Consider the following 23,070-nt stretch of genomic DNA (forward strand, 5'->3'; position numbering starts at 1 on the left):
CTATGCGAATCGCCATTACCCGTCGTGTCTTGCGCAGCGCCGTCCTGGCTGTCGGGATGCTCTCCCTTGCCGGCTGCTCGATGTTCGCCGACAAGAATCCACGCTATGAACCCGCGCCCCTGACGGAATACGCGGCGGGCGTGTCGGCCTCCATCGCCTGGACCGCGCCCGTCGGCAGCGGGGGCGGCTACGGCTTCGCGCCGGCCGTGCTGGGCGACGCCGTCTACGCGGCCACGCCGGCGGGGCAGGTCGGCAAGCTCGACCTCGGCAGCGGCCGGGCGCTCTGGCAAACGACGCTGGACGGCGGCCTGACGGCGGGCGTGGGCAGCGACGGCAGCACCACCGCGGTCGCCGCCACGGGCGGAACCGTCATCGCCCTGAACGAGCAGGGCGCGGAAAAATGGCGCGCCCGCGCCAGCAGCGCCGTCGACATCCCGCCCGCCGTCGGCGCCGGCATCGTCGCCGTGCGCAGCAGCGACTACCGCATCCAGGCCTTCGATGCCGCCACGGGCGAATTGCGCTGGAGCCTCCAGCGGCCGGGCCCCGCGCTGGCGCTGAAGACCAGCATGCGGATGCTGGTGGTCGAAGGGCTGCTGATCGCCGGCCTGCCCAACGGCAGGCTGATGGCCATCAACGCCGCCAACGGCATGGTCCAGTGGGAAGGCGCCGTGTCGCATTCCCAGGGGGCGACCGACCTCGAACGCATCAACGACGTGGTCGGCACGCCGCAGATCCAAGGCCCGCTGCTTTGCGGCGTGACCTACCAGGGGCGCATGGTCTGCTTCGACGTATCGCAGGGCGGCCGGCCGGTATGGGAACAGCGCTTCTCCAGCAAGACGGGCATGGGCACCGACGGGCAGCATGCCTACGCCGCCGACCAGCGCGACATCGTCCACGCCTTCGGCCTGACCGACGGCCACGAGGTCTGGAAGCAGGAAGGCCTGCGCAATCGCCGCCTGACGGCGCCGGTCGTGGTGCCGCAAGCCGTGGCGGTGGGCGACTTCGAAGGCTATGTGCATTTCCTGTCGCGCAGCGACGGCAAGCTGCTGGGCCGCATTCAACTGGGCGGCGACGCCATCATGTCGCCGCTGGTCGCGACGCCGCGCGGCGTCGTCGTCCAGACCGGCAGCGGCAATCTGGTTCTGGTTGGTGTGAATTGAACAGCGTTTCCTTCAAGCCGGTCGTTGCCCTGGTCGGGCGCGCCAATGTGGGCAAGTCCACATTGTTCAACCGGATCACGCGCTCGCGGGCGGCGCTGGTGGCCGATTTCTCCGGCCTGACCCGCGACCGCCACTACGGCGAAGGCCGCGTCGGCAAGCACCCGTTCATCGCCGTCGACACCGGCGGCTTCGAGCCGGTCGCCAAGGACGGCATCCTGCTCGAAATGGCGCGCCAGACGCAGCAGGCCATCGCCGAATCCGACGTCGTCATCTTCCTGGTGGATGCGCGCGCGGGCGTCAACGCGCATGACCACGAGATCGCCCGGCTGCTGCGCAAGACGGGCCAGCGGGTGTTCCTGGCGGTCAACAAGGCGGAAGGCATGCGCTATGACGCCGCCATTTCCGAATTCCACGAGCTCGGCCTCGGGCAGCCCTACGCCATATCGGCCTCGCACGGCGACGGCGTCGTCGAGCTGATCGAAACCGCGCTGTCCTTTCTGGACGAGGCCGGCGAACCGGAAGAGCCCGAAGCCGACGCGCCCGCCGCGCCGCAGGAGGCCCCCGCGGCCGAACCGCCGGTCCAGCATCGCATCAAGCTGGCCATCGTCGGCCGGCCGAACGTGGGCAAGTCCACGCTCATCAATACCCTGCTGGGCGAAGAGCGCGTCATCGCCTTCGACATGCCCGGCACCACCCGCGACGCCATCGAGATCGATTTCGAGCGCGGCGGCACGCGCTACACCCTGATCGACACTGCCGGGCTGCGCCGGCGCGGCAAAGTGTTCGAGACCATTGAGAAATTCTCCGTGATCAAGACACTGCAGGCCATCGAGGCCTGCAACGTGGTGCTGCTGATGCTCGACGCCCAGTCGGAGATCTCCGACCAGGACGCCCACATCGCGGGCTTCGTGCTCGAGACCGGCCGCGCGCTGGTGGTGGCGATCAACAAATGGGACGGCATCGACGCCGATCAGCGCGAACGCATCCTGCGCGAATACGAGCGCAAGCTGCGTTTCCTGGCCTTCGCGAAAATGCATACCGTGTCGGCGCTGAACGGGCAGGGCGTCAATGCGCTGATCAAGTCGGTGAACGCCGCCCATGCGGCCGCTTTCGCCAAGCTTTCCACGCCCAAGCTGACGCGCGTGCTGCAGGCGGCCGTCGAGCAGCAGCCGCCGCCCCGCAAAGGCATATTCAGGCCCAAGATGCGCTATGCGCACCAAGGGGGGCAGAACCCGCCGCTCGTCGTCATCCACGGCAACGCGCTGGATGCGGTGCCGGACGCCTACAAGCGCTATCTGGAAGCGCGTTTCCGGGCCGCGTTCAAGCTCGACGGAACGCCCTTGCGCATCGAATTCAAATCCTCCCACAATCCTTATGCAAAGGAAACACAGTGAGCCGTTTCTGGAGTGATCACGTCGCCGGGCTTTCGCCCTACGTCGCGGGCGAGCAGCCCAAGATCGCGAAGCTCGTGAAGCTGAATACCAACGAAAACCCATACGGCCCCTCGCCCAAGGCGCTCGAGGCCATCCGGGAGGCAGTGGGCGACCGCCTGCGGCTCTACCCCGACAACGACAGCACGGCGCTGCGCGCCGCCATCGCGGAACACCACGGCGTAAAGCCGGACCAGGTGTTCGTCGGCAACGGCTCCGACGAAATACTCGCCCATGTCTTCAATGCCTTGTTCCGGCGCCAGGGCCGCATGCTGCTCATGCCCGACATCAGCTACAGCTTCTACAAGACCTACTGCCGCCTGTACGACGTGCCGGCCGAGCTGGTCCCGCTGGACGACGATTTCGGCATCCGGCCGGAAGACTACGCGGCGGCCCGCCCGGCGCCCATCGCCGGCGTCATCGTCGCCAACCCCAATGCGCCGACCGGCCGGGCCTTGTCGCTGGAACAGATCGACGCCATCGCCGCCGCCCACCCCGACGCGCCGGTGGTGATCGACGAGGCTTATGTGGATTTCGGCGCGCAATCGGCGATCGCCCTGCTGGGGCGTCGCGACAACCTCGTGGCCATCCATACTTTTTCAAAATCGCGTTCGCTGGCCGGGCTGCGGGTCGGCTTCGCCATCGGGAGCGAGGAAATTATCGGCGGTCTCAACCGGGTTAAGGACAGCTTCAATTCCTATCCCCTGGACAGCCTGGCCCACGCAGGGGCCGCCGCCGCCATCCGGGACGTAGAATATTTCGACCGTACCCGCCGCCTGGTCATGGCGACCCGGGCCGACTTGACGCAACGATTGGAAATTCTTGGCTTCAAAGTATTACCGAGCCAGGCCAACTTCGTGTTCGCCTCGCACCCCGACCACGACGCGCGCGAGCTGGCCCTGGCCCTGCGCGCAGAAGGCGTCCTGGTGCGCCACTTCAGCCAGCCGCGCATCGACCAATTCCTGCGCATTACCGTCGGCACCCCGGAAGAATGCGAACTTCTATGTGAAACCTTGGTCAAAATCCAGACGAAAACACATTAAAATTGCGGTGACGCTACCCGACATCGACGTCTCGCTCCGTGCGCATTCAGGGAAAACCCTGTAAAGTATGCGTCTTAGCAAGACGTACCACCTTATAACAACACAATTGGAGCCTAGCCAATGAGCAATAAAGGGCAAACACTACAAGATCCGTTTTTGAACGCGCTGCGCAAGGATCACGTGCCCGTGTCGATTTACCTGGTCAATGGGATCAAACTGCAAGGGCAGGTTGAATCATTCGACCAATACGTCGTTCTTTTACGCAATACCGTGACGCAAATGGTGTACAAGCATGCCATTTCCACCGTCGTGCCGGCCCGTCCCGTCAATTTTCAAGTGGATGACTCTTCTGAATAGCCCAGTATTCATAGCCAGCCGCCGAACGCCCGCCACGCGCCCCGCGTTGGCGGGCATTTCGTTTGGGCGCGCCGCATGAAGGCGCTCATCATCAGCGTCGATCTCGGCGATCTCGATTACCAGGCCCACGCGGAAGAATTCGCCATGCTGGCCAAGGGGGCCGGCGCCGACATCGTCGGCACCATCGTCGCGCGGCGATCCCGCCCCGACGCCGCCTATTTCATCGGTTCCGGCAAGCTCCAGGAAGCCGCCATGGCGGCCGACGCCGCCGGCGCCGACATCATCCTGTTCGACCAGCCCCTGTCGCCGGCCCAGCAGCGCAATATCGAAAGGACGCTCAACCGCCGGGTGGTCGACCGCGTGGCCCTGATACTGGATATTTTCGCGCTGCGCGCCAAAAGCCATGAAGGCAAGCTGCAAGTCGAGCTCGCCCAGCTCCAGCATCTGTCCACCCGCCTCACGCGCATGTGGACCCACCTCGAACGCCAGCGCGGCGGGATAGGCATGCGCGGTCCGGGCGAGGCGCAGCTGGAAATGGACCGCCGCATGATAGGCGCCAAAGTCCGTTTGCTGAAAGAACGCCTGGCGCGGGTGCAGCGCCAGCGTACCACCCAGCGCCGCGCCCGCTCGCGCGGGGATACGCTGTCGGTTTCACTGGTCGGCTACACCAACGCCGGGAAGTCCACGCTGTTCAACGCCCTGACGCGCGCCGGCGCCTATGCCGCCGACCAGCTCTTCGCCACCCTCGACACGACGACCCGCCGCATCTGGATCGAAGGGGCGGGCCAGGTCGTGATCTCCGATACCGTGGGTTTCATCCGCGACCTGCCGCCCACGCTGATCGCCGCCTTCCGCGCCACCCTCGAGGAAACCGTGCAGGCCGACCTGCTGCTGCACGTGGTCGACGCGGCAAGCCCGCAGCGGGAGGAGCAGATCGCCGAGGTGGAAAAGGTCCTGGCGGACATCGGCGCCGACGAGATCCCGACGATTCTGGTGTATAACAAAATCGACTTGGCAGGATATGAACCCCGGGTCGAACGTAACGAACATGGTACGATTGCACGAGTTTTTGTCAGCGCCTCGGAGCGCTTGGGTCTAGATGGATTGCGTGGGGCAATCGTCGAATCTGGTCAAATCGCGGGAAACAATGCGTTTAATGTCGAAAATATTTAATTTGAATGATCCCGGTTGGGGAAGGGGCGGCAACAACGGCGGTTCCGAACCCCCCCGCCAGCCCAACAAGGGCGATGGTCCTCCCGATCTGGATGAAGTCTGGCGCGATTTCAACAACCGCCTGGGCGCGCTGTTCGGGCGCAAGCCCAGGCGTGGCGGAAACCGCTACGGCGGCGGGGGCGACGGCCCCGGCATGGGCGTGCCGCAACTGCCCAAAGGCTCGCCCAAGCTGGTGGCCGTCATTCTCGTGCTGCTGGTGGGGCTGTGGCTGGCCAGCGGCTTCGTCATCGTGCAGGAAGGGCAGGTGGCGGTCGTCACCCGTTTCGGCCAGTACACCAAGACCTTGTCTCCCGGCCTGCAGTGGCGCGTTCCCTACCCGATCGAAGATCACCAGACCGTCAATATCGCCCAGCTGCGTACCTTCGAAGTCGGTTTCCGCGGCAATGCGCGCAACAAGGTCCTGCCCGAAGCCCTCATGCTCACCACCGACGAGAACATCGTCGACCTGCAATACGTAGTGCAATACCGCCTGATGCCCAACGGCGCACCCGACTATCTGTTCAAGACCAGCCAGCCGGACGAATCCGTCCGTCAGGCGTCCGAAACCGCCATGCGCGAAATCGTCGGCAAGAAGCCCATGGACTTCGTGCTGTACTCGGGGCGTACCGAAGTCGCGACCGAAGTGCAGCGCCTGGCCCAGAGCATACTCGACCGCTACCAGACGGGCATCCAGATCAGCACGGTGGCCATCCAGAACGTGCAGCCGCCCGAGCAGGTGCAGGCGGCCTTCGACGACGCCGTCAAGGCCGGCCAGGACCGCGAGCGCCTGATCAACGAAGGCAACGCCTATTCCAACAAGGTCCTGCCCGAGGCGCAGGGCCAGGTGGCCCGCATGCTGCAGGAGGCCGAAGGCTACCGAGCCAAGATCATCGGCGACGCCGAAGGCGATACCTCGCGCTTCAGCAGCATCGAAGCCGAATTCGCGAAAGCGCCCGACATCACGCGCGAGCGCATGTATTTGTCGACCATGCAAGACATCCTGCAGAGCACCAGCAAAATCATGATCGATTCCGAGGCCAGCAACAACATGCTTTATCTGCCCCTGGACAAAATCATGCGCCAGGCGGCCGGCGACCAGGCCGGCTTCAGCTCCTCCGTCGAAAGCAGCGCCGCCGCGGCGGCCGCGGCCCAGCAGCCCTCCAAGCCCGTGACGCCGGCGCGCCCGCCGGCGCGCAGCACGGCGCCCGGCGGCTCGGGCGGCAACTCGCTTTTGGTCAGCCCGTATTCCCGCTAGGAGGCCGCGATGCAACGTTTCTTTCCTGTTTTAATCGGCCTGGTCATCGTCCTGGCGGTACTTTCTTCTTGTGTGTTCGTCGTGCGCGAGCGCGACGCGGTCCTGGTGTTCGCGCTGGGCGAAGTGCGTGAAACCGTCACCACGCCCGGACTCTACTTCAAGTTCCCGCCGCCCTTCGAAAACGTGGTGCGCCTGGACAAGCGCCTGCAAACCATCGAAACCAACGATCCGGAACGCATCCAGACGGCGGAAAAAAAGAACCTGCTGATCGACTCCTTCGTGAAATGGCGCATCTCCGATCCGCGCCTGTTCTACGTCACCTTCGGCGCGAACGACCGCGCCGCGGTCGAACGCCTGCAGGCCCAGATCCGCGATGCGCTGAACGCCGCCGTCAACATCCGTACGGTCAAGGAAGTGGTGTCCAACGAGCGCGACACCATCATGCGCGAAATCCTCAACAACGTGGCCGATCGCGCCAAGCCGCTGGGCGTGGAAGTGATCGACGTCCGCCTGCGCCGCATCGATTTCGCGCCCGAGATCTCCGAATCGGTCTACCGGCGCATGGAGGCCGAGCGCAAGCAGGAAGCCAACCGCCTGCGCGCCACCGGTACCGCCGACAGCGAACGCATCCGGGCGCAGGCCGACCGCGAGCGCCAGGAACTGCTGGCCAAGGCCTATGCCCAGGCGCAGCAGATCAAGGGCGAGGGCGACGCCCGGGCCGCCGGCCTGTACGCCGACGCCTACGGCAAGAATCCCGAGTTCTATTCCTTCTACAAGAGCCTGGAAGGATACCGGGCGGCCTTCGCCGGCCAGGGCGACGCCCTGGTCATCAGCCCCAAGTCCGAGTTCTTCAAGTACTGGGGGCAGGCCGAAGGCCAGGCGCAGCCAGTCCCGCAGCGTTAAGGGCGGGGCGCCGCAGCCACAGGCAAGGCCGCCGATCGCGGCCTTGTTTCACTTATTCGGCCCGATCGTTTATACTATCGCGTAAGTTTTGTTTACCTTTACCGCAAGCGACTTGGCGGGCTTACGCCCCAGGTCGCTTTTTGTTTGGCAATTTTCGTTCGCATTGCATATTTCAGGACTGAATGATGTCCACTTGGTTGTTGCCCGAAAGCCTGGCCGATATCCTTCCCGCCGAAGCGCGCCGCATTGAAGAATTGCGCCGCAGCCTGCTGGACCTGTACCGCACCTATGGCTTCGAGCTCGTTGCGCCGCCGCTGATCGAATACCTGGATTCCCTGCTGTCGGGCACCGGCGGCGATCTCAACCTGCGCACCTGCAAGCTCGTCGACCAATTGTCCGGGCGCACGGTGGGCGTGCGGGCCGACATGACGCCGCAGGTGTCGCGCATCGATGCGCACTTGCTGAACCGGGCGGGCGTGACCCGCCTGTGCTACTGCGGTTCCGTGCTGCATGCGCGGCCGGCCGGCCTGCTGTCCGACCGCGAGCTGCTGCAGATCGGCGCCGAAATCTTCGGGCATGCCGGCTTCGAAGCCGACATCGAAATCATCGAGCTGGCCCTGGCCAGCGTGCGGCGGGCCGGCGTGGCGCAGGCCCGGCTGGACCTCAACCATCCCGGCGTGCCGCGCGCCATCGTCGACTCCGACGCCGCCCTGGCCGGCGCATCCGAAGAAGTCTACGATCTCCTCAGCACCAAGGACGTCCCCGGCCTGCGGGCCCTGCAGGCACGCTATCCCGGCCTGCGTCCGGAAACCACCGAGGCCTTGACGGCATTGGCCTCCCTTTACGGGGGCACTGAAACCATCGCGCGGGCGCGCCGCGTGCTGCCCGCCTTGCCGGCGCTGCACCGCGCGCTGGACGACCTCCAGGCCCTGGTCGCCGCGCTGCCCGGGCATGAATTCAGCGTCGACCTGGCCGATATGGGCAGCGGCTACGGCTACCATTCCGGCGTGGTCTTTTCCATCTACGCCCAGGGCTGGCACGACGCCCTGGTCCGGGGCGGCCGCTACGACGGCGTGGGCAAGGCCTTCGGCCGGGCGCGCCCCGCCACGGGCTTCAGCCTGGACTTGCGCAAGCTGTCGGGCGGCCTGCCGCCCGCCGGCAAGGCGCAGGCCATACGCGCGCCCTGGGGCGCCGACGCGGATCTCGTGGCGGCATTGCGCCGGCTGCGCGACGAAGGCGAAATCGTTATCCAGATGCTGCCGGGTCAGCCGCAGCGTCTGGATGAATTCACCGTTGACAGGGAGCTGGTTCTGGATGACGGCACATGGAAGGTGAGGGCGATCTGAGGGCCTGCGTCGCGGGCCTGATCTGTCGTATGATTTAAACCTACTTTGGCCTTGTTGCTGCCGGGCCGAAATTTTTTCGATACGTAACATGAGCAAGAATATTGTGGTGATCGGCACCCAGTGGGGTGACGAAGGAAAGGGAAAGATCGTCGATTGGCTGGCGGAATCGGCCCAAGGCGTCGTGCGCTTCCAGGGCGGCCATAATGCCGGCCACACCTTGTGGATCAACGGCAAGAAAACCATTCTGCGCCTGATCCCGTCCGGCATCATGCATTCCCACGTGACCTGCTACATCGGCAACGGGGTGGTGCTGTCGCCCGACGCCCTGCTGAAGGAAATCGCAGAACTCGAAGAAGCCGGCCTGGACGTCCGCACGCGTTTGCGGATCTCCCCCGCCTGCCCGCTGATCCTGCCCTACCACATCGCCGTCGATCAGGCGCGCGAAACCCGCAAGGGCGAAGGCAAGATCGGCACCACGGGCCGCGGCATCGGCCCGGCATACGAAGACAAGGTCGGGCGCAGGGCCTTGCGCGTGCAAGATCTCTACGACCCTGAAATCTTCGACGAAAAACTGGCCGAGGCGCTCGACTACCACAACTTCGTGCTGACCCAGTATCTGGGCGCGAAGGCGGTGTCGGCCAGCGAGGTCCGCGACCAGGCCATGGCCCTGGCGCCCAGCATCGAGCCCATGGTGGCCGACGTCTCCAGCAGCCTGCATGCCGCCCGGAAGGCCGGCCACAAGCTGCTGTTCGAAGGCGCGCAAGGCGCTTTGCTGGACATCGACCACGGCACTTACCCCTTCGTCACCAGCAGCAACTGCGTCGCCGGCGCGGCGTCGGCGGGCGCCGGCGTGGCCCCGCAATCCTTGAATTACGTGCTCGGCATCGCCAAGGCCTACACCACCCGGGTGGGCTCCGGGCCGTTCCCGACCGAACTGCTGGACGACACCGGCGTGCGCCTGGCCACCGTCGGCAAGGAGTTCGGCTCCGTCACCGGCCGGCCTCGCCGCTGCGGCTGGTTCGACGGCGCCGCCATGAAACGGTCGGTCATGATCAACGGCATTTCCGGGCTGTGCATCACCAAGCTCGACGTGCTCGACGGCGTCGAGCAGATCAAGATCGGCGTGGGCTATCGCTACAAGGGCGAGTTCCTGGACGTCCTGCCCTACGGCGCGCATGCCGCCGCCGAAGCCGAGCCCGTGCTCGAGGAAATGCCCGGCTGGACGGAATCCACCGTCGGCGTCACCGAGTACGACAAGCTTCCGGTCAACGCGCGCCGCTATCTCGAACGCATCGCCGAAGTCTGCGACGTCGCCATCGACATGGTGTCCACCGGCCCGGACCGCATGGAAACCATCGTGCTGCGCCATCCCTTCAACGGCTGACGGACGCTCAAGGTGCCGCACATGAGTCAGCCTTCGAGCACGGACAGGGATCTCTGGGTCAGTTGGGACGAATACCACGGCCTCATCGAGCGCCTGGCGCTGGAAATCCACGCGTCCGGCTGGCGGTTCGACAAGATCGTCTGCCTGGCGCGCGGCGGGGTGCGCGTGGGGGACGTCCTGTCGCGCATCTTCGATCTGCCTTTGGGCATTCTCGCCACGAGCAGCTACCGGGAGGCGGCGGGCACGCAGCAGGGGCAGCTGGACATCGCCCAGTTCATCACCATCACTCGCGGCACGCTCGACGGCCGGGTGCTGCTGGTGGACGACATGGTGGATACGGGAATGACGTTCAACCGCGTGCGGGATCATCTGCTGTCGCAGTTTCCGGCGATCACGGAACTGCGGACGGCGGTGCTGTGGTGGAAGGGGCATTCGCAGGCGACGCCGGATTATTACGTGGAAAAACTGCCGACCAACCCTTGGATCCATCAGCCGTTCGAAGACTATGACAGCCTGCGGCCGCATCAGCTCGAGGCCTGGATACGCAAGGGGCGGCGCAGCTGATCGCGCAATGCTTTTGGGGCCTGCCCCCACAGCCATGCTTTCATGCTAAAATCCCAGGTTGTCATTCGATATTTCCAACCTTTTTTTACTCAACCAGGGCTCAAGAATACATGCCTATCGTTCGTCTGAAAGAAAACGAGCCGTTTGAAGCCGCACTGCGCCGCTTCAAGCGCACCATCGAAAAAATCGGCCTTCTGACCGAGCTGCGCTCGCGCGAATTTTACGAGAAGCCCACGGCCGAACGTAAGCGCAAGCATGCGGCAGCCGTCAAGCGCCACTACAAGCGCATCCGCAGCCAACAACTGCCTCCGCGTCTGTATTGATTGATACCTGAATCATTCATTCAGGAACTGCTCGCCCGAATAGATGTTGTCGACGTCGTCGGGCGATACGTACAGTTGCGTAAGGGCGGGGCCAACCTCCTCGGCCTGTGTCCCTTTCACAACGAAAAAAGCCCCTCGTTCACCGTAAGCCCCACCAAACAGTTTTATCACTGCTTTGGCTGCGGCGCCCATGGCTCGGCCATCACTTTCCTGGTGGAGCACACCGGGGCGAGTTTTCCCGAAGCCGTGCGTTCGCTGGCCGCGAGCGCGGGCATGCGCGTGCCGGAAGAGCCCCGCAGCCCTCGGCAGCGGGCCGAAGACGTCCGCCGCAAAGAAGAAGTCTCGCGCCACCAGCAAGTGCTGGACATGGCTCAGGCGCATTATGCGCGCTCCCTCAAGCAATCGCCGGAAGCCGTCCGCTATCTCAAGCAACGGGGCGTCACGGGGGAGTTCGCCGCGCGTTTCGGGCTGGGGTGGGCCGGGCACGACCGCCGCGGCCTGGCGGCCGTTTTTCCCAACTACGAAGAGCCGGTGCTGGTCGAGTCCGGCCTGGTGATCGAGTCGGAAGACGGGCGCCGCTACGACCGCTTCCGCGAGCGCATCATGTTCCCCATCCGGAACCAGCGCGGCAGCCTCATCGGGTTTGGCGGGCGGATCATCGGCAAGGGCGAGCCCAAGTACCTGAATTCACCCGAGACGCCGCTGTTTTCCAAGGGCAACGAGCTCTACGGGCTATGGGAGGCGCGTACCGCCATCCGCGGCGAAGGCCATGTGCTGGTCGTCGAAGGCTACATGGACGTAGTCGGGCTGGCCCAGCACGGCGTCGGGAACGCCGTGGCCACGCTGGGCACGGCCACCACGCCGGCCCACATCCAGAAGCTGCTGCGCGCCAGCAGCAAGATCGTCTTCAGCTTCGACGGCGACAAGGCGGGGCGCCGCGCCGCCTGGCGTGCTTTGCTGGCCTGCCTGCCGCTGCTGCGGGACGACATATCCATGCGTTTCCTGTTCCTGCCGGCCGATCATGATCCGGATTCCTACATCCGGGAATACGGCGCCGAAGCGTTCAAGGCAACGGTGGCCGAAGCCATGGCCTTGTCGCGCTTCATGCTGGAGGAGCTGGCGTCGCACCATGCCATGGACGAGCCCGAGGGCAGGGCGGCTTGCGTGCACGAAGCCAAGCCTTTGTTCGATCTCTTGCCGGCCGGCGCGCTGCGCATGCAGATAGAGCGGGAATTCGCCCGGCTGGTCCAGCTCACGCCCGAAGAGCTCGCGCAGATGTTCCGCGGCGTTCCCGATGCGCAGCCCGCCATGGCGGAGGACACCGCGCTCGCGCCGCAGGGCGCGCCGTGGCTCGACGCCGAGGAACCGCCCGGATTCCTGGACGCGGTTCCCATGGATCTCGACGACTTCCCGCCGCCCGGGTTCGAGGTTCACCATGGCGAACCGCAGACGCCCGCGCCGGCCAAGTCTTTCGCCCGGCGCGTCAATCCGCGCAGCGTCACGCCCATGGCCAAGCGCCTGCTGCGGCTTTTGCTGGCGCATCCCGAACTGGTCTCGGGCCTGGGGGACCAGCAGCTTGAAATTCTCGAGCACGGCCCCCATTTGGTACTTGTGCGCGAGCTGATCACCCTGGCCAATATGTCGGGCGCCCGCCATGCCGGGGCGTTGCTGCAGGCGGCCGAGCCGGGCAGCGACCTGGCGGGCGTGCTGGCTTCGCTGTCGCCTGAATTGCTGGCCCAGGAAGAATTGCCGGATCCGCGGGGCGAATGGAACGACGCGCTGCGGCGAATCGAACTGGAGGCGATCAAGGCGGAACAGTCCGCCTTGGTGCAGGCCGGCTTGAAAGATGTGTCTTCTCAAAGAAGATATCAGGAGTTGACCCGCCGATTGGCGCTGCTACATAGTGCCAGTTTGCGACAACTGAGGTAAAATTGATGGTTTTCGTCAAGTAACTATATACTGATTCCCCGTTTTGAAAAAATTTTGCTGCAAGGCGTTTTGCGCGGGCCTTGCAGCAAACGGCGGAGGAATCGGATGCGCAGCAGCTCGATCACAGGTTGGCCAGCCATTTCGCCTTGCAGGGTCCCGCCACGGACGCCACGATACGCCAAGGATACTGACACCAGGCGGCCCATGACCGGAATCGAGCTTGCCGGCGCGGTATACAAGAAGCTTTGCGATGAATGAGTTCTGCCCCTGCAACACTCGTCCGCCTCAGGCGGACCGAGTGCTTTTGCGTCTACGGAAGCGACTATGACCCAAGTGACTGGTAAGACCCCCCAGGCGGTTGATGAAACCGCAAAGAAATCCAAATCTGTTGCGGCAACGAAAAGCGTTGACAAAGCGGCGGTGAAAGTCGGGGGACGCGTCAAGGCAGAGCAATCTCCTGATGCGGCATCGGCAACAGAAACGGCTCCCGCCAAGAAGGCCGCCAAGAAATCCGCCACCGGCGGGGCGGCCAAGACGGCACGCAAAACAGTGGACAAGGCGGCGCCCGCGGCCAAGAAGGCGGCCAAGTCCCCCACCGGGCGCAGGCCCGGCCGGCCGGCCAAGAACGCCAACACGGATCCCGTCGACTTCAATGACGACGACAACGGCGACGCCGAGATCATTCCCGAGCTCAAGCCGCTGCCCAAGCGCGGCGGCAAGCGCGGCAAGGGCGACAAGGACTTGCCCGCGCGCAGCGCGCTGACGCCCGAAGAGCAGGAAGCGCGGCGCAACCGCCTCAAGGTGCTGATCAAGCTCGGCAAGGAACGCGGCTACCTGACCTACGGTGAAATCAACGATCACCTGCCCGACGACCTGGTCGACGCCGAAGCCATCGACGGCATCATCAGCACGTTCAGCGACATGGGCATCTCGGTCTACGACCAGGCTCCCGACGCTGAAACGCTGCTCATGAGCGACAACGCGCCCGTCGCATCCAGCGACGACGACGTCGAGGACGAGGCCGAAGCCGCGCTGACCACGGTGGATTCCGATTTCGGGCGCACCACCGATCCCGTGCGCATGTACATGCGCGAAATGGGCACGGTCGAACTCCTGACCCGCGAAGGCGAAATCGAGATCGCCAAGCGCATCGAAGACGGCCTGAAGCACATGGTCATGGCGATTGCGGCGTGTCCCACCACGGTCAACGAGATCCTGCAGCACGTGCAGCGCGTGCGCGACGGCTCCGTCCAGATCGATGAAATCGTGGACGGCCTGATCGACCAGGAAGGCGAAGAATACGCCGGCGCCGGCGTTTCCGTCGACAACGACGAAAACGAAGACGGCCCCGCCGGCGGCATGAGCAGCAAGCAGCTCGAATACCTGCGCACCAAGTCGCTCAAGAAATTCGAGATCATCGGCGAGTGGTTCGAGAAAATGCGCGCCGCCTTCGAAAGAGACGGTTACCAGGCGCCCGAATACGCGCAAGCGCAAGAGGCCATCCTGAACGAGCTCATGGGCGTGCGCTTCACCGCCAAAATGGTCGAAAAGCTGGCCGATACGCTGCGCGAGCAGGTCAACGAGGTCCGCAAACACGAACGCGCCATCCTGCACACCTGCGTGGACCGCGCCGGCATGCCGCGCGCCTATTTCATCAAGGCCTTCCCGGGCAACGAAACCAATCTGAACTGGGTGCTCGATGAAGTGGCCGCCGGCCACTCGTATTCCGAGACCCTCGAACGCCACGTCCCGGCGGTCCAGGAAATCCAGCAGAAGCTCATCGACCTGCAAGCCAGCGTCGTGCTGCCCCTGAAGGACCTGAAAGACGTCAACAAGCGCATGGCCACCGGCGAAGCGAAAGCCCGCAAGGCCAAGCGCGAAATGACCGAGGCCAACCTGCGGCTGGTGATCTCCATCGCCAAGAAGTACACCAACCGCGGCCTGCAGTTCCTGGATCTCATCCAGGAAGGCAACATCGGCTTGATGAAGGCGGTCGACAAGTTCGAATACCGCCGCGGCTACAAGTTCTCGACCTACGCGACCTGGTGGATACGCCAGGCCATCACGCGCTCGATCGCCGACCAGGCCCGCACCATCCGGATTCCGGTGCACATGATCGAAACGATCAACAAGATGAATCGCATCAATCGCCAGATCCTGCAGGAAACGGGGTCGGAACCCGATCCCGCCACGCTCGCCCAGAAGATGGACATGCCCGAGGACAAGGTCCGCAAGATTCTGAAGATCGCGAAAGAGCCGATCTCCATGGAAACGCCGATCGGCGACGACGACGACTCCCATCTGGGCGATTTCATCGAAGACACGGGCACGCTGTCGCCGTCCGAGTGGGCCTTGCATGGCTCGATGCGCGATGTGGTCAAGGAAGTGCTGGATTCGCTCACGCCGCGCGAAGCCAAGGTGCTGCGCATGCGTTTCGGCATCGAGATGAGCACGGATCAGACCCTGGAAGAAGTCGGCAAGCAGTTCGACGTGACGCGGGAGCGCATTCGCCAGATCGAGGCGAAGGCGCTGCGGAAGCTGCGCCATCCCAGCCGGGCCGACAAGCTCAAGAGTTTTCTCGAGGGGCAATGAGGGCGTGGGGGCCCTGCTTCCTGCGGGCCAGATAGCGGTGCAAGGTGCTGCGATGTATGCCGAGCACCCCTGCGGCATGGCTGACATTGTTCCCGCACTCGCCCAGGACCCGCAGGATCAGCTGCGAATTCCATTCGCGCAGGCTGCGCCCTCCGGCCGCCTCGCCGCGCGCCGGGGCGCCGCCCGGCGATGCCGGCCCCGCGCCGGGCTCTCCGGCCGCGGCCGCTTGCCCGAGTCCGGGCGGCAGGTCCGCCGCCTGCAGCAGGCTGCCGGCGGGCTTCAGGAACAGCAGGCCGCGCAGGACGGCGCGCAGTTCACGGTAGTTGCCGGGCCAGGCATGGCCCGCCAGAGCATCCAGCGCCGAATCCGATAGCGACATCGCGCGCTCCAGGCCGCCCAGGCGCTCGAACTCGCGGCGCACGAATCCGCGCAGATCCTGGCGCCGGCGCAGCGGCGGAAGGCATACCCGATAATCCTGCAGCCGATAGAACAGATCGGACCGGAAGCTGCCTTGCGCCAGCATGGCGGCCAGATCCTGGTTCGTGGCGCTGAGCAGGGCGAAATCGACGGGTATGCGCTTGTTCGAGCCCAAGGGCTGGACCTCGCGCTCCTGGAGCGCGCGCAGCAGCCGGGTCTGCAAGGCCAGCGGCATGTCGCCGATCTCGTCCAGGAACAGGACGCCGCCGTGGGCTTCCCGCAGCCGGCCCAGCGAGCCCTCGCGGCGTGCGCCCGTGAAGGCGCCGCCTTCATAGCCGAAGAGCTCGGCCTCGACCAGGCTTTCCGGAAGCGCGCCGCAATTCACGGCCACGAAAGGCCCGGCCCGGTAGCCGCTCAGCGCATGGAGCCGCCGCGCGAAGACTTCTTTTCCGACGCCCGTCTCGCCCTGCAGCAGCACCGCCAGCCCCGCGTCCAGGGCATCCGCGGCGGGCCGCAGGCTTGCACTGGCCACGCTGCCCAGATCGTATTGCATCGGCTCCTGGCCGGCGGGCCGGGACCGGCCGGGCCTGGCGGCGCGCGGAGCGGCCGGCGCCGCCAAGGGCCGGATTGCCGGGCTCTTCCCGTGCCGGAGCGTCGCCACCAGAGGCAGGCCCGCGGCGGTCATGACTGGCTTCGGCGTGTCGTCGAGCCGGGACCAGCCTTCGATCCAGGCGTCGATGGAGCCGTGGAGCAGGCTCCAGTCGCCGCCCAGCAATTGAAGCGCCGCCTCGTTGGCGCCGACGATGCGGTCGTCCTCGAGCAGCAGGATGGCGCGTTCCGCGGAGTCGAGCAAAGACGGCTGGCGCTGGAACACCAGCCGATGGAGCCTGCCGTCGGCGGTGTCCAGCAAGCGGTTGCCGATCTGCCGCGCGCACATCTGCGCCAGGCCCAGGGCATAGTCCTGCAGGCTGCTTGCCTCGCTGGAGATGTCCAGCACCCCCATGATCTCGCCGCGCGGCGAACGGATGGGCGCCGCGTGGCAGCTGAGTATGTGGTTGCAGCGCAGGAAGTGCTCGTTGCCGTGGACGCGCACCGCGGCCCCGTCGTGGAGAGCCGTGCCGATGGCGTTGGTGCCCCGCAGGGATTCCGCCCAGCTGACGCCGGGCCGCAAGGCCACGCGTTCCGCCTTGCGCAGGAAATCGGTGCTGCCGGCTTCCTGGAGTATGAGGCCGGTGGGGTCGGCCAGCAGGACCACCCCATGCGCGCCGGCGACCAGGCCGGCAAGCGTGTCGAGTTCGGGCCGGGCGGTTTCCAGTATGCGCGCATGCTGCTCGCGGCGCTCGGCCAGCTCCGGGGCCGGCATGGGGTTCGGGTCGGCATGCAGGCCGGCGCCCATGGCGGCGCAGCGTTCCCAGGAGCGCAGGATGGAGTTGGAGGGCTGGCTCGCGGCAAAGCCGTACAGCCCGCGTGTCACGGTAGGCCGGGAGGAGGTCATGCCGATGGTCTCCGTTATGTAGCGTTGCGCGCCGGATGTGTCGCGAACCCCGGCGCCACTGTCGCAAAACGCGACAGGCCATTGTTTTATAAGAAAAATCATGCCGCCAGGATACTGGCCTGGAAACAGATCCACCATACACCTTCCCCGATCGTTTGCCCAGCGGTCCGGGTGGGGCGGCGATTGGCATGCATCTTGCTTTGACGGAAACGAGGGCCCGCATCCCGCGGGCGTGTTTCATCAAAGGAGACCAACGTGGACCTGACTCAACTGAAATACTTCGGCATCGACGTCGAGTACCCCTACAAAAAGCACTATGAAAACTATATTGGGGGACGATGGGTCGCGCCGGTGGCGGGCAACTACTTCGAGAACGTGTCGCCCATCACGGGGCAGACCTTCTGCGAAGTGCCGCGGTCGGACGCCGCCGACGTGGACCTGGCGCTGGACGCCGCGCACGCCGCCCGCCGCAAATGGGGCGAGACTTCTCCGGCCGAGCGCGCCGGCATCCTGCTGCGCATCGCCGACGTCATGGAGAAGAATCTGAAAGTGCTGGCGGTGGCGGAGTCCATCGACAACGGCAAGCCGCTGCGCGAAACCATGGCCGCCGACCTGCCCCTGGCCATCGACCACTTCCGCTATTTCGCGGGCTGCATACGGGCCCAGGAAGGCGGGATATCCGAGATCGACAAGGACACGGTCGCCTATCATTTCCACGAGCCGATGGGCGTGGTGGGGCAGATCATCCCCTGGAACTTCCCGATCTTGATGGCCGCCTGGAAGCTGGGCCCCGCGCTCGCCGCGGGCAATTGCGTGGTCCTCAAGCCGGCCGAGCAGACGCCGGCCTCCATTCTGGTCCTGGTGGAGCTGATCGGCGACCTCCTGCCGCCCGGCGTCCTGAACATCGTCAACGGCTTCGGCAAGGAGGCGGGCAATGCGCTGGCCACCAGCAAGCGCATCAGCAAGCTCGCGTTCACGGGTTCGACGCCCACCGGCAAGCACATACTCCATGCCGCGGCGGACAACCTCATTCCCTCGACGGTGGAGCTGGGCGGCAAGAGCCCGAACATCTTCTTTGCCGACGTCATGGACCAGGACGACGCGTTTTTCGACAAGGCGCTGGAAGGCCTGGCGATGTTCGCGCTGAACCAGGGCGAGGTCTGCACCTGCCCGTCGCGCGTGCTGATACAGGAATCGATCTACGACCGCTTCATCGAACGGGCCGTCAAGCGCGTGGAATCCATCCGGACGGGACATCCGCTGGACAGCAATACGATGGTGGGCGCCCAGGTCTCGCAGGTGCAGATGGACAAGATCCTGTCTTACATCGACATCGGGCGGGCGGAAGGCGCGACATGCCTGACCGGCGGCGCCCGCAATGCGCCGGGCGAGGGCCTGGAGCAGGGCTTCTATGTGAAGCCGACCCTGCTGTTCGGCGAAAACAGCATGCGCATATTCCAGGAGGAGATCTTCGGGCCGGTCGCGTCGGTGATGAAGTTCAAGGACGAGGACCATGCGATCGAGATCGCGAACGACACGTATTACGGCCTGGGCGCGGGGGTGTGGACGCGGGACGGTTCGCGCGCGTATCGGGTCGGCAGGCAGATCCAGGCGGGGCGGGTCTGGACCAACTGCTATAACCTGTATCCCGCCCATGCGGCTTTCGGCGGCTACAAGCAGTCGGGCATCGGGCGCGAAACCCACAAGATGGCGCTACAGGCGTATCAGCAGACGAAGTGCCTGCTGGTCAGCTACAGCCCCAATGCGCTGGGTTTCTTCTGACCGAGTCCCAGAACCCCCATTTTGCTTTATCATCCGTTCAAAACGCTTACGAAACAATCGGCAGGAGGCAGACATGGCGTTGACGATCGATTTGAACTGCGACATGGGGGAAAGCTATGGCGCATGGACCATGGGGCATGACGACGACATCCTCCCCTACGTCACTTCCGCGAACATCGCCTGCGGCTATCATGCCGGCGACCCCACCACCATGCGCCGCACCGTCGCCGCCGCGCTCAAGAACGACGCCGCGCTGGGCGCCCACCCCAGCCTGCCCGACCTGCAGGGCTTCGGCCGGCGCGTCATGGACATCACCCCTTCGGAAGCCTACGACATCGTGGTCTACCAGGTCGGCGCCCTGGCCGCCGTGGCCGCCAGCCAGGGCGCGCGGCTGCATCACGTGAAGGCCCACGGCGCCCTGTACAACATGGCTTGCAAGAACCGGGAACTGGCCACCGCCATCGCCCAGGCCGTACGGGACGTGGACGCCGGCCTGGTGCTCTACGCGCTTGCCTCCAGCGTCCAGGTCGAGGCGGCGCGCGAAGTGGGGCTGCAGGTGGCCCAGGAAGTATTCGCCGACCGGACCTACCAGGACGACGGCAGCCTCACCTCGCGGAAACGGCCCGACGCCATGATCGTCGATCCGGACATCGCCTTGCGCCAGGTGGTGCGCATGGTCACCGAAGGCAAGGTGGAATCCGTGCAAGGGGTCGACATCCCCGTGCAGGCCGATACCTTGTGCATACACGGCGACCAGCCCGGCGCCCTGGTCTTCGCCCGCGCGATCTGCGCCGGCTTGCAGCAGGCGGGCATAGGGCTGCGGACTATAGAACCCGTTTCCCGGCCCGCGCCATGACGGCGTGGACGCACATCCCGAAGACCAATCCCCAGAATGCGCTGCCGATGCCCATGAAGCTCATGCCCGAGGCGGTGCAAATGAAAGTCACCAAGGCCGCTTCGCGGCCTTTTTCGTCGCCGAGCGCGCCCGCCAGGCTGTTGCCTATGGTGCCCAGCAGCGCCAGGCCGGCGATGGCGGCCACCAGCTCGGTGGGAAAGGCGGTGAACAGCCCGACCACGGTGGCGCCGAAGACGCCGGTCAGCAGGTAGAAGATCCCCGCCCAGACCGAGGCCATGTAGCGCCTCGACGGATCCGGGTCCGCGTCCTTGCTCATGCAGATGGCCGCCGTGATGGCGGCCAGGTTGAATGCGTAGCCGCCGAAGGGGGCCAGCACCAGGCCGACGATGCCGGTGGAGGTGATGAGGGGCGAGGCCGGCGTGTCGAAGCCGTTGGCGCGCAGCACCGCAAGGCCCGGCACGTTTTGCGAGGTCATGGTAACGATGAACAGCGGGATCCCGACGCCGATGAGCGCCGACAGCGAGAACTCCGGCTTCATGAACAGCGGCGCGGCCGGCTGCCAGCTGAGCAGGTCCAGGTGCAGCAGGCCCAGCGGCGCGGCGCAGGCGATGCCGACCGCGAGCGCGCCGGGAATGGTGTAGCGGGGCATCCAGAAGCGCCCCGACAGGTAGGCGAGGAACATCAGCCCGACCATCAGCCATTGCGTCTGCATCGCGACGAACAAATCCATGCCGAAGCGTATCAATATGCCGGCGAGCATGGCCGCCGCAACATGCCTGGGCACGTACTCCATGGTCTTCTGGAACCAGCCCGTCATGCCGCTGGCCGTGATGAGCAGCGAGGAGAACAGGAAGACGCCGATCGCCTGCGCCATGCCGAGGCCGGAAAGCCCGGTGACGAGCAGCGCCGCGCCCGGCGTGGACCAGGCCGTGAGCACCGGGCTGCGGTAGCGGAGCGAAAGCCCGATGCAGCTGACGCCCATGCCTATGCCCAGCGCCCACATCCAGGAGTTCAGTTCGGCGGGGGTGGCGTGCGCCGCGGTGGCGGCCTGGAAGATGATGGCGACGGAGCTCGTGTAGCCGACGAGGACGGCGATGAAGCCGGCCGAAATATGCGAAATCCTGAACCAGTTGCCCACGTTGTTTCCATGCCTTTCAAGCGCGGCCGTGCGCCGCGATGGCCGATATCCTAGCACTCGCGGGCCGGCCGCGAAACCGCGACCGGCCAGATGTCCGAAGCCGTTCGCAGGGCTACATCGCCGGGCTTGCGCTGCTAGTATAGGCACAGGCCTGTCTATCATGTGCTGGCCGTGCCCGAAAGCGGTGCGACACGGATTGGGGCCAGTGCCGCCTACCTTCAGCGTTAACAGCCCCAATGGACGGCATCTATGGGCGGGCAGACCATCATAACCGGCTGCGGGGTGTACGTGACGCGTAGCGGCAGGCTGGCGTTCATCAGCGACGTGGACGGCGGCGCCGACGGCGGCGAACAGCGCTATTTCGGCTATGTGCTGCACCAGGACCGGCATGCGGCCGTACAGCAGTGGTATGCGTGGTCCGCCGACGGGCATTGCCAGTCGCTGATCAACGATCACATCGACATCATAGAAAAAGTATGAGCGCCCGGCCCGCGGGCGCGCGGCGTCAGAGCAGATGCCTCATGGGATGCTTGCCGTACATGTGCTCTTTGATGAACCGGGTGTGCGTGTCGTTCCGCAGGAAATCGCCTTCCCGCAGCAGTTGCCGGTGGAACGCCAGGGTGGTGGCGATGCCTTCGATGCGCGCCTCGTCCAGGGCGCGCCTGAGGCGATCCAGGGCTTCCTCGCGGTCGCGTCCCCAAACCAGCAGCTTGGCAAGCAGGGAATCGTAATAGGGCGGCAATTCATAGCCGGCATAGGCGTGGGTGTCCACCCTGACGCCCGGGCCCGAGGGCATGGCGAATTCGGTGATGCGCCCGGCGCAGGGAATGAAGCCCTTGGCGGGGTTTTCCGCATTGATGCGCAGCTCGATGGCATGGCCGTGCAGGCGTACGTCTTCCTGCCTGACCGAAAGCGGCAGGCCGGCGGCGATGGCCAGCTGCATCTTGACCAGGTCGACGCCCGTCAGCAGCTCCGTGACGGGGTGCTCGACCTGGATGCGGGTATTCATTTCGATGAAATAGAATTGCCGGCTGCGCGGCTCGACGATGAACTCGACGGTGCCGACGTTGCGATAGCCGATGGACGCCGCCAGCGTCCTCGCCGATAGCCGGATTTCTTCCTGGAGCGCGTGGTCCAGCGCGACGGCCGGCCCTTCCTCGAGCAGCTTCTGGTGGCGGCGCTGGATCGAGCAGTCCCGGTCTCCCAGGTGGATGACCTCGTTGCCGTCGCCGGCGACCTGGACTTCGATGTGGCGGATGCGTTCGAGGAATTTCTCCAGATAGACTTCCCGCGAGCCGAAGGCGGCTTGCGCCTCGTTCATGGCGCCGGCCAGCTTGTCCCGCAGCTCGCTCGCATCCTGCGCGACGCGCATCCCGCGGCCGCCGCCGCCCGCCGCCGCCTTGATCAGCACCGGGTAGCCGATTTCCGCGGCGACCGCGAGCGCCTCGGCTTCGGTCGAGACGACGCCTTCGGATCCCGGGATGACGGGCACGCCCGCCTGCTTGGCGCATTGGCGCGCCCGGACTTTGTCGCCCATCATGCGGATGATCTCCGCTTGCGGCCCGATGTAGACCAGGCCGGCCGCGACGACGGCATCGGCGAAATCGGCGTTTTCCGACAGGAAGCCATAGCCCGGGTGCACGGCGCCCGCTCCGGCCTGCGCGGCGGCCTGGAGCAGGGCGCCGGTGTTCAGGTAGCTCTCGGCCGGCTTGGGGCCGCCGATCAGGACGGCTTCGTCGGCCATGCGGACGGGCAGGGTGTCCGCATCGGCGCTCGAATACGCCTGCACGGTCTTGAGGCCGGCCTCCCGGCAGGCGCGGATGATGCGCACGGCGATCTCTCCGCGGTTGGCGATGAGTACGGTGTCGAATGATCGGGCCATGA

19 protein-coding genes are annotated in these 23,070 nt (G+C 65.4%); 16 read left to right on the plus strand and 3 right to left on the minus strand.

Annotated features, from left to right (window positions below; all coding sequences use genetic code 11):
• The first annotated feature begins 2 nt into the window (after nucleotides 1–2).
• From bamB to rpoD, 13 genes are all read left to right on the plus strand, one after another.
• Complete coding sequence (gene bamB / locus H0A72_RS12910; RefSeq protein WP_180155925.1) at nucleotides 3–1,160, plus strand: outer membrane protein assembly factor BamB; 1,158 nt, start codon at nucleotides 3–5, stop codon at nucleotides 1,158–1,160.
• On the plus strand, nucleotides 1,157–2,554 hold the full coding sequence (gene der, locus H0A72_RS12915) for a ribosome biogenesis GTPase Der (protein WP_180155927.1): 1,398 nt from the start codon (nucleotides 1,157–1,159) through the stop codon (nucleotides 2,552–2,554). The genes bamB and der overlap by 4 nt, the downstream gene beginning before the upstream one ends.
• Nucleotides 2,551–3,633 carry a histidinol-phosphate transaminase gene (hisC, locus tag H0A72_RS12920; protein WP_180155929.1) on the plus strand — a complete coding sequence of 361 codons (1,083 nt, stop codon included), beginning with the start codon at nucleotides 2,551–2,553 and terminating at the stop codon, nucleotides 3,631–3,633. Before der ends, hisC begins: the two co-directional genes overlap by 4 nt.
• 120 nt (nucleotides 3,634–3,753) lie before the next feature.
• A complete protein-coding gene (hfq, locus tag H0A72_RS12925) occupies nucleotides 3,754–3,990 on the plus strand; it encodes an RNA chaperone Hfq (protein ID WP_180068070.1) in 237 nt (78 codons plus the stop codon).
• Nucleotides 3,991–4,065: 75 nt separating this feature from the next.
• Nucleotides 4,066–5,163 (plus strand): GTPase HflX, encoded by a 1,098-nt coding sequence (gene hflX / locus H0A72_RS12930; RefSeq protein ID WP_180155931.1) that lies wholly within the window; start codon nucleotides 4,066–4,068, stop codon nucleotides 5,161–5,163.
• Nucleotides 5,138–6,457, plus strand: a complete 1,320-nt coding sequence (gene hflK / locus H0A72_RS12935) for an FtsH protease activity modulator HflK (RefSeq protein ID WP_180155933.1) — start codon at nucleotides 5,138–5,140, stop codon at nucleotides 6,455–6,457. The genes hflX and hflK overlap by 26 nt, the downstream gene beginning before the upstream one ends.
• A 9-nt stretch (nucleotides 6,458–6,466) precedes the next feature.
• Nucleotides 6,467–7,360, plus strand: coding sequence for a protease modulator HflC (gene hflC / locus H0A72_RS12940; RefSeq protein WP_180155935.1), 894 nt, complete (start codon nucleotides 6,467–6,469; stop codon nucleotides 7,358–7,360).
• A gap of 185 nt (nucleotides 7,361–7,545) precedes the next feature.
• Nucleotides 7,546–8,706 (plus strand): ATP phosphoribosyltransferase regulatory subunit, encoded by a 1,161-nt coding sequence (locus tag H0A72_RS12945; RefSeq protein ID WP_180155937.1) that lies wholly within the window; start codon nucleotides 7,546–7,548, stop codon nucleotides 8,704–8,706.
• An 88-nt stretch (nucleotides 8,707–8,794) separates the two neighbouring features.
• Nucleotides 8,795–10,090, plus strand: coding sequence for an adenylosuccinate synthase (locus H0A72_RS12950; protein ID WP_180155939.1), 1,296 nt, complete (start codon nucleotides 8,795–8,797; stop codon nucleotides 10,088–10,090).
• A gap of 21 nt (nucleotides 10,091–10,111) precedes the next feature.
• Nucleotides 10,112–10,654: a phosphoribosyltransferase gene (locus H0A72_RS12955; RefSeq protein ID WP_180155941.1), complete on the plus strand. Its 543-nt coding sequence runs from the start codon at nucleotides 10,112–10,114 to the stop codon at nucleotides 10,652–10,654.
• 110 nt (nucleotides 10,655–10,764) lie between these two features.
• Nucleotides 10,765–10,977: a 30S ribosomal protein S21 gene (gene rpsU, locus H0A72_RS12960; protein ID WP_013742464.1), complete on the plus strand. Its 213-nt coding sequence runs from the start codon at nucleotides 10,765–10,767 to the stop codon at nucleotides 10,975–10,977.
• Nucleotides 10,978–12,906 carry a DNA primase gene (gene dnaG / locus H0A72_RS12965; RefSeq protein ID WP_180155943.1) on the plus strand — a complete coding sequence of 643 codons (1,929 nt, stop codon included), beginning with the start codon at nucleotides 10,978–10,980 and terminating at the stop codon, nucleotides 12,904–12,906. It begins immediately after the preceding gene.
• 324 nt (nucleotides 12,907–13,230) lie between these two features.
• On the plus strand, nucleotides 13,231–15,498 hold the full coding sequence (gene rpoD / locus H0A72_RS12970; protein WP_180155945.1) for an RNA polymerase sigma factor RpoD: 2,268 nt from the start codon (nucleotides 13,231–13,233) through the stop codon (nucleotides 15,496–15,498).
• Here the strand turns inward: rpoD and H0A72_RS12975 are convergent.
• A complete protein-coding gene (locus H0A72_RS12975; protein ID WP_180155947.1) occupies nucleotides 15,473–17,410 on the minus strand; it encodes a sigma-54-dependent Fis family transcriptional regulator in 1,938 nt (645 codons plus the stop codon). The two genes, rpoD and H0A72_RS12975, sit on opposite strands and share 26 nt — an antisense overlap.
• 255 nt (nucleotides 17,411–17,665) lie before the next feature.
• Between H0A72_RS12975 and exaC the strand changes: the two genes are divergently transcribed.
• Nucleotides 17,666–19,192: an acetaldehyde dehydrogenase ExaC gene (gene exaC, locus H0A72_RS12980; RefSeq protein ID WP_180155949.1), complete on the plus strand. Its 1,527-nt coding sequence runs from the start codon at nucleotides 17,666–17,668 to the stop codon at nucleotides 19,190–19,192.
• A gap of 73 nt (nucleotides 19,193–19,265) precedes the next feature.
• Nucleotides 19,266–20,048 (plus strand): LamB/YcsF family protein, encoded by a 783-nt coding sequence (locus H0A72_RS12985; protein ID WP_180155951.1) that lies wholly within the window; start codon nucleotides 19,266–19,268, stop codon nucleotides 20,046–20,048.
• Here H0A72_RS12985 and H0A72_RS12990 read toward each other — a convergent pair.
• Nucleotides 20,017–21,186, minus strand: a complete 1,170-nt coding sequence (locus tag H0A72_RS12990; protein WP_180155954.1) for a benzoate/H(+) symporter BenE family transporter — start codon at nucleotides 21,184–21,186, stop codon at nucleotides 20,017–20,019. The two genes, H0A72_RS12985 and H0A72_RS12990, sit on opposite strands and share 32 nt — an antisense overlap.
• A gap of 249 nt (nucleotides 21,187–21,435) precedes the next feature.
• Between H0A72_RS12990 and H0A72_RS12995 the strand changes: the two genes are divergently transcribed.
• Nucleotides 21,436–21,666 carry a hypothetical protein gene (locus H0A72_RS12995; protein WP_180155956.1) on the plus strand — a complete coding sequence of 77 codons (231 nt, stop codon included), beginning with the start codon at nucleotides 21,436–21,438 and terminating at the stop codon, nucleotides 21,664–21,666.
• A 25-nt stretch (nucleotides 21,667–21,691) separates the two neighbouring features.
• Here H0A72_RS12995 and accC read toward each other — a convergent pair whose 3' ends face one another.
• Nucleotides 21,692–23,068, minus strand: coding sequence for an acetyl-CoA carboxylase biotin carboxylase subunit (gene accC, locus H0A72_RS13000; protein WP_180155959.1), 1,377 nt, complete (start codon nucleotides 23,066–23,068; stop codon nucleotides 21,692–21,694).
• Between the last annotated feature and the right edge of the window lie 2 nt (nucleotides 23,069–23,070).

Source organism: Parapusillimonas granuli (genome assembly GCF_013416525.1).
Lineage (GTDB): Bacteria > Pseudomonadota > Gammaproteobacteria > Burkholderiales > Burkholderiaceae_B > Parapusillimonas > Parapusillimonas granuli.

What these genes read in the sequence shown, in the direction of transcription:
- bamB (WP_180155925.1), top strand. Translation starts at nt 3, where the DNA reads ATGCGAATCGCCATTACCCGTCGTGTCTTGCGCAGCGCCGTCCTGGCT.
- H0A72_RS12945 (WP_180155937.1), top strand. Translation starts at nt 7,546, where the DNA reads ATGTCCACTTGGTTGTTGCCCGAAAGCCTGGCCGATATCCTTCCCGCC.
- rpsU (WP_013742464.1), top strand. Translation starts at nt 10,765, where the DNA reads ATGCCTATCGTTCGTCTGAAAGAAAACGAGCCGTTTGAAGCCGCACTG.
- H0A72_RS12975 (WP_180155947.1), bottom strand. Translation starts at nt 17,410, where the DNA reads ATGACCTCCTCCCGGCCTACCGTGACACGCGGGCTGTACGGCTTTGCC.
- accC (WP_180155959.1), bottom strand. Translation starts at nt 23,068, where the DNA reads ATGGCCCGATCATTCGACACCGTACTCATCGCCAACCGCGGAGAGATC.
- rpoD (WP_180155945.1), top strand. Translation starts at nt 13,231, where the DNA reads ATGACCCAAGTGACTGGTAAGACCCCCCAGGCGGTTGATGAAACCGCA.
- hflK (WP_180155933.1), top strand. Translation starts at nt 5,138, where the DNA reads ATGCGTTTAATGTCGAAAATATTTAATTTGAATGATCCCGGTTGGGGA.
- hflC (WP_180155935.1), top strand. Translation starts at nt 6,467, where the DNA reads ATGCAACGTTTCTTTCCTGTTTTAATCGGCCTGGTCATCGTCCTGGCG.
- H0A72_RS12995 (WP_180155956.1), top strand. Translation starts at nt 21,436, where the DNA reads ATGGGCGGGCAGACCATCATAACCGGCTGCGGGGTGTACGTGACGCGT.
- H0A72_RS12985 (WP_180155951.1), top strand. Translation starts at nt 19,266, where the DNA reads ATGGCGTTGACGATCGATTTGAACTGCGACATGGGGGAAAGCTATGGC.
- hflX (WP_180155931.1), top strand. Translation starts at nt 4,066, where the DNA reads ATGAAGGCGCTCATCATCAGCGTCGATCTCGGCGATCTCGATTACCAG.
- H0A72_RS12950 (WP_180155939.1), top strand. Translation starts at nt 8,795, where the DNA reads ATGAGCAAGAATATTGTGGTGATCGGCACCCAGTGGGGTGACGAAGGA.
- hfq (WP_180068070.1), top strand. Translation starts at nt 3,754, where the DNA reads ATGAGCAATAAAGGGCAAACACTACAAGATCCGTTTTTGAACGCGCTG.
- H0A72_RS12955 (WP_180155941.1), top strand. Translation starts at nt 10,112, where the DNA reads ATGAGTCAGCCTTCGAGCACGGACAGGGATCTCTGGGTCAGTTGGGAC.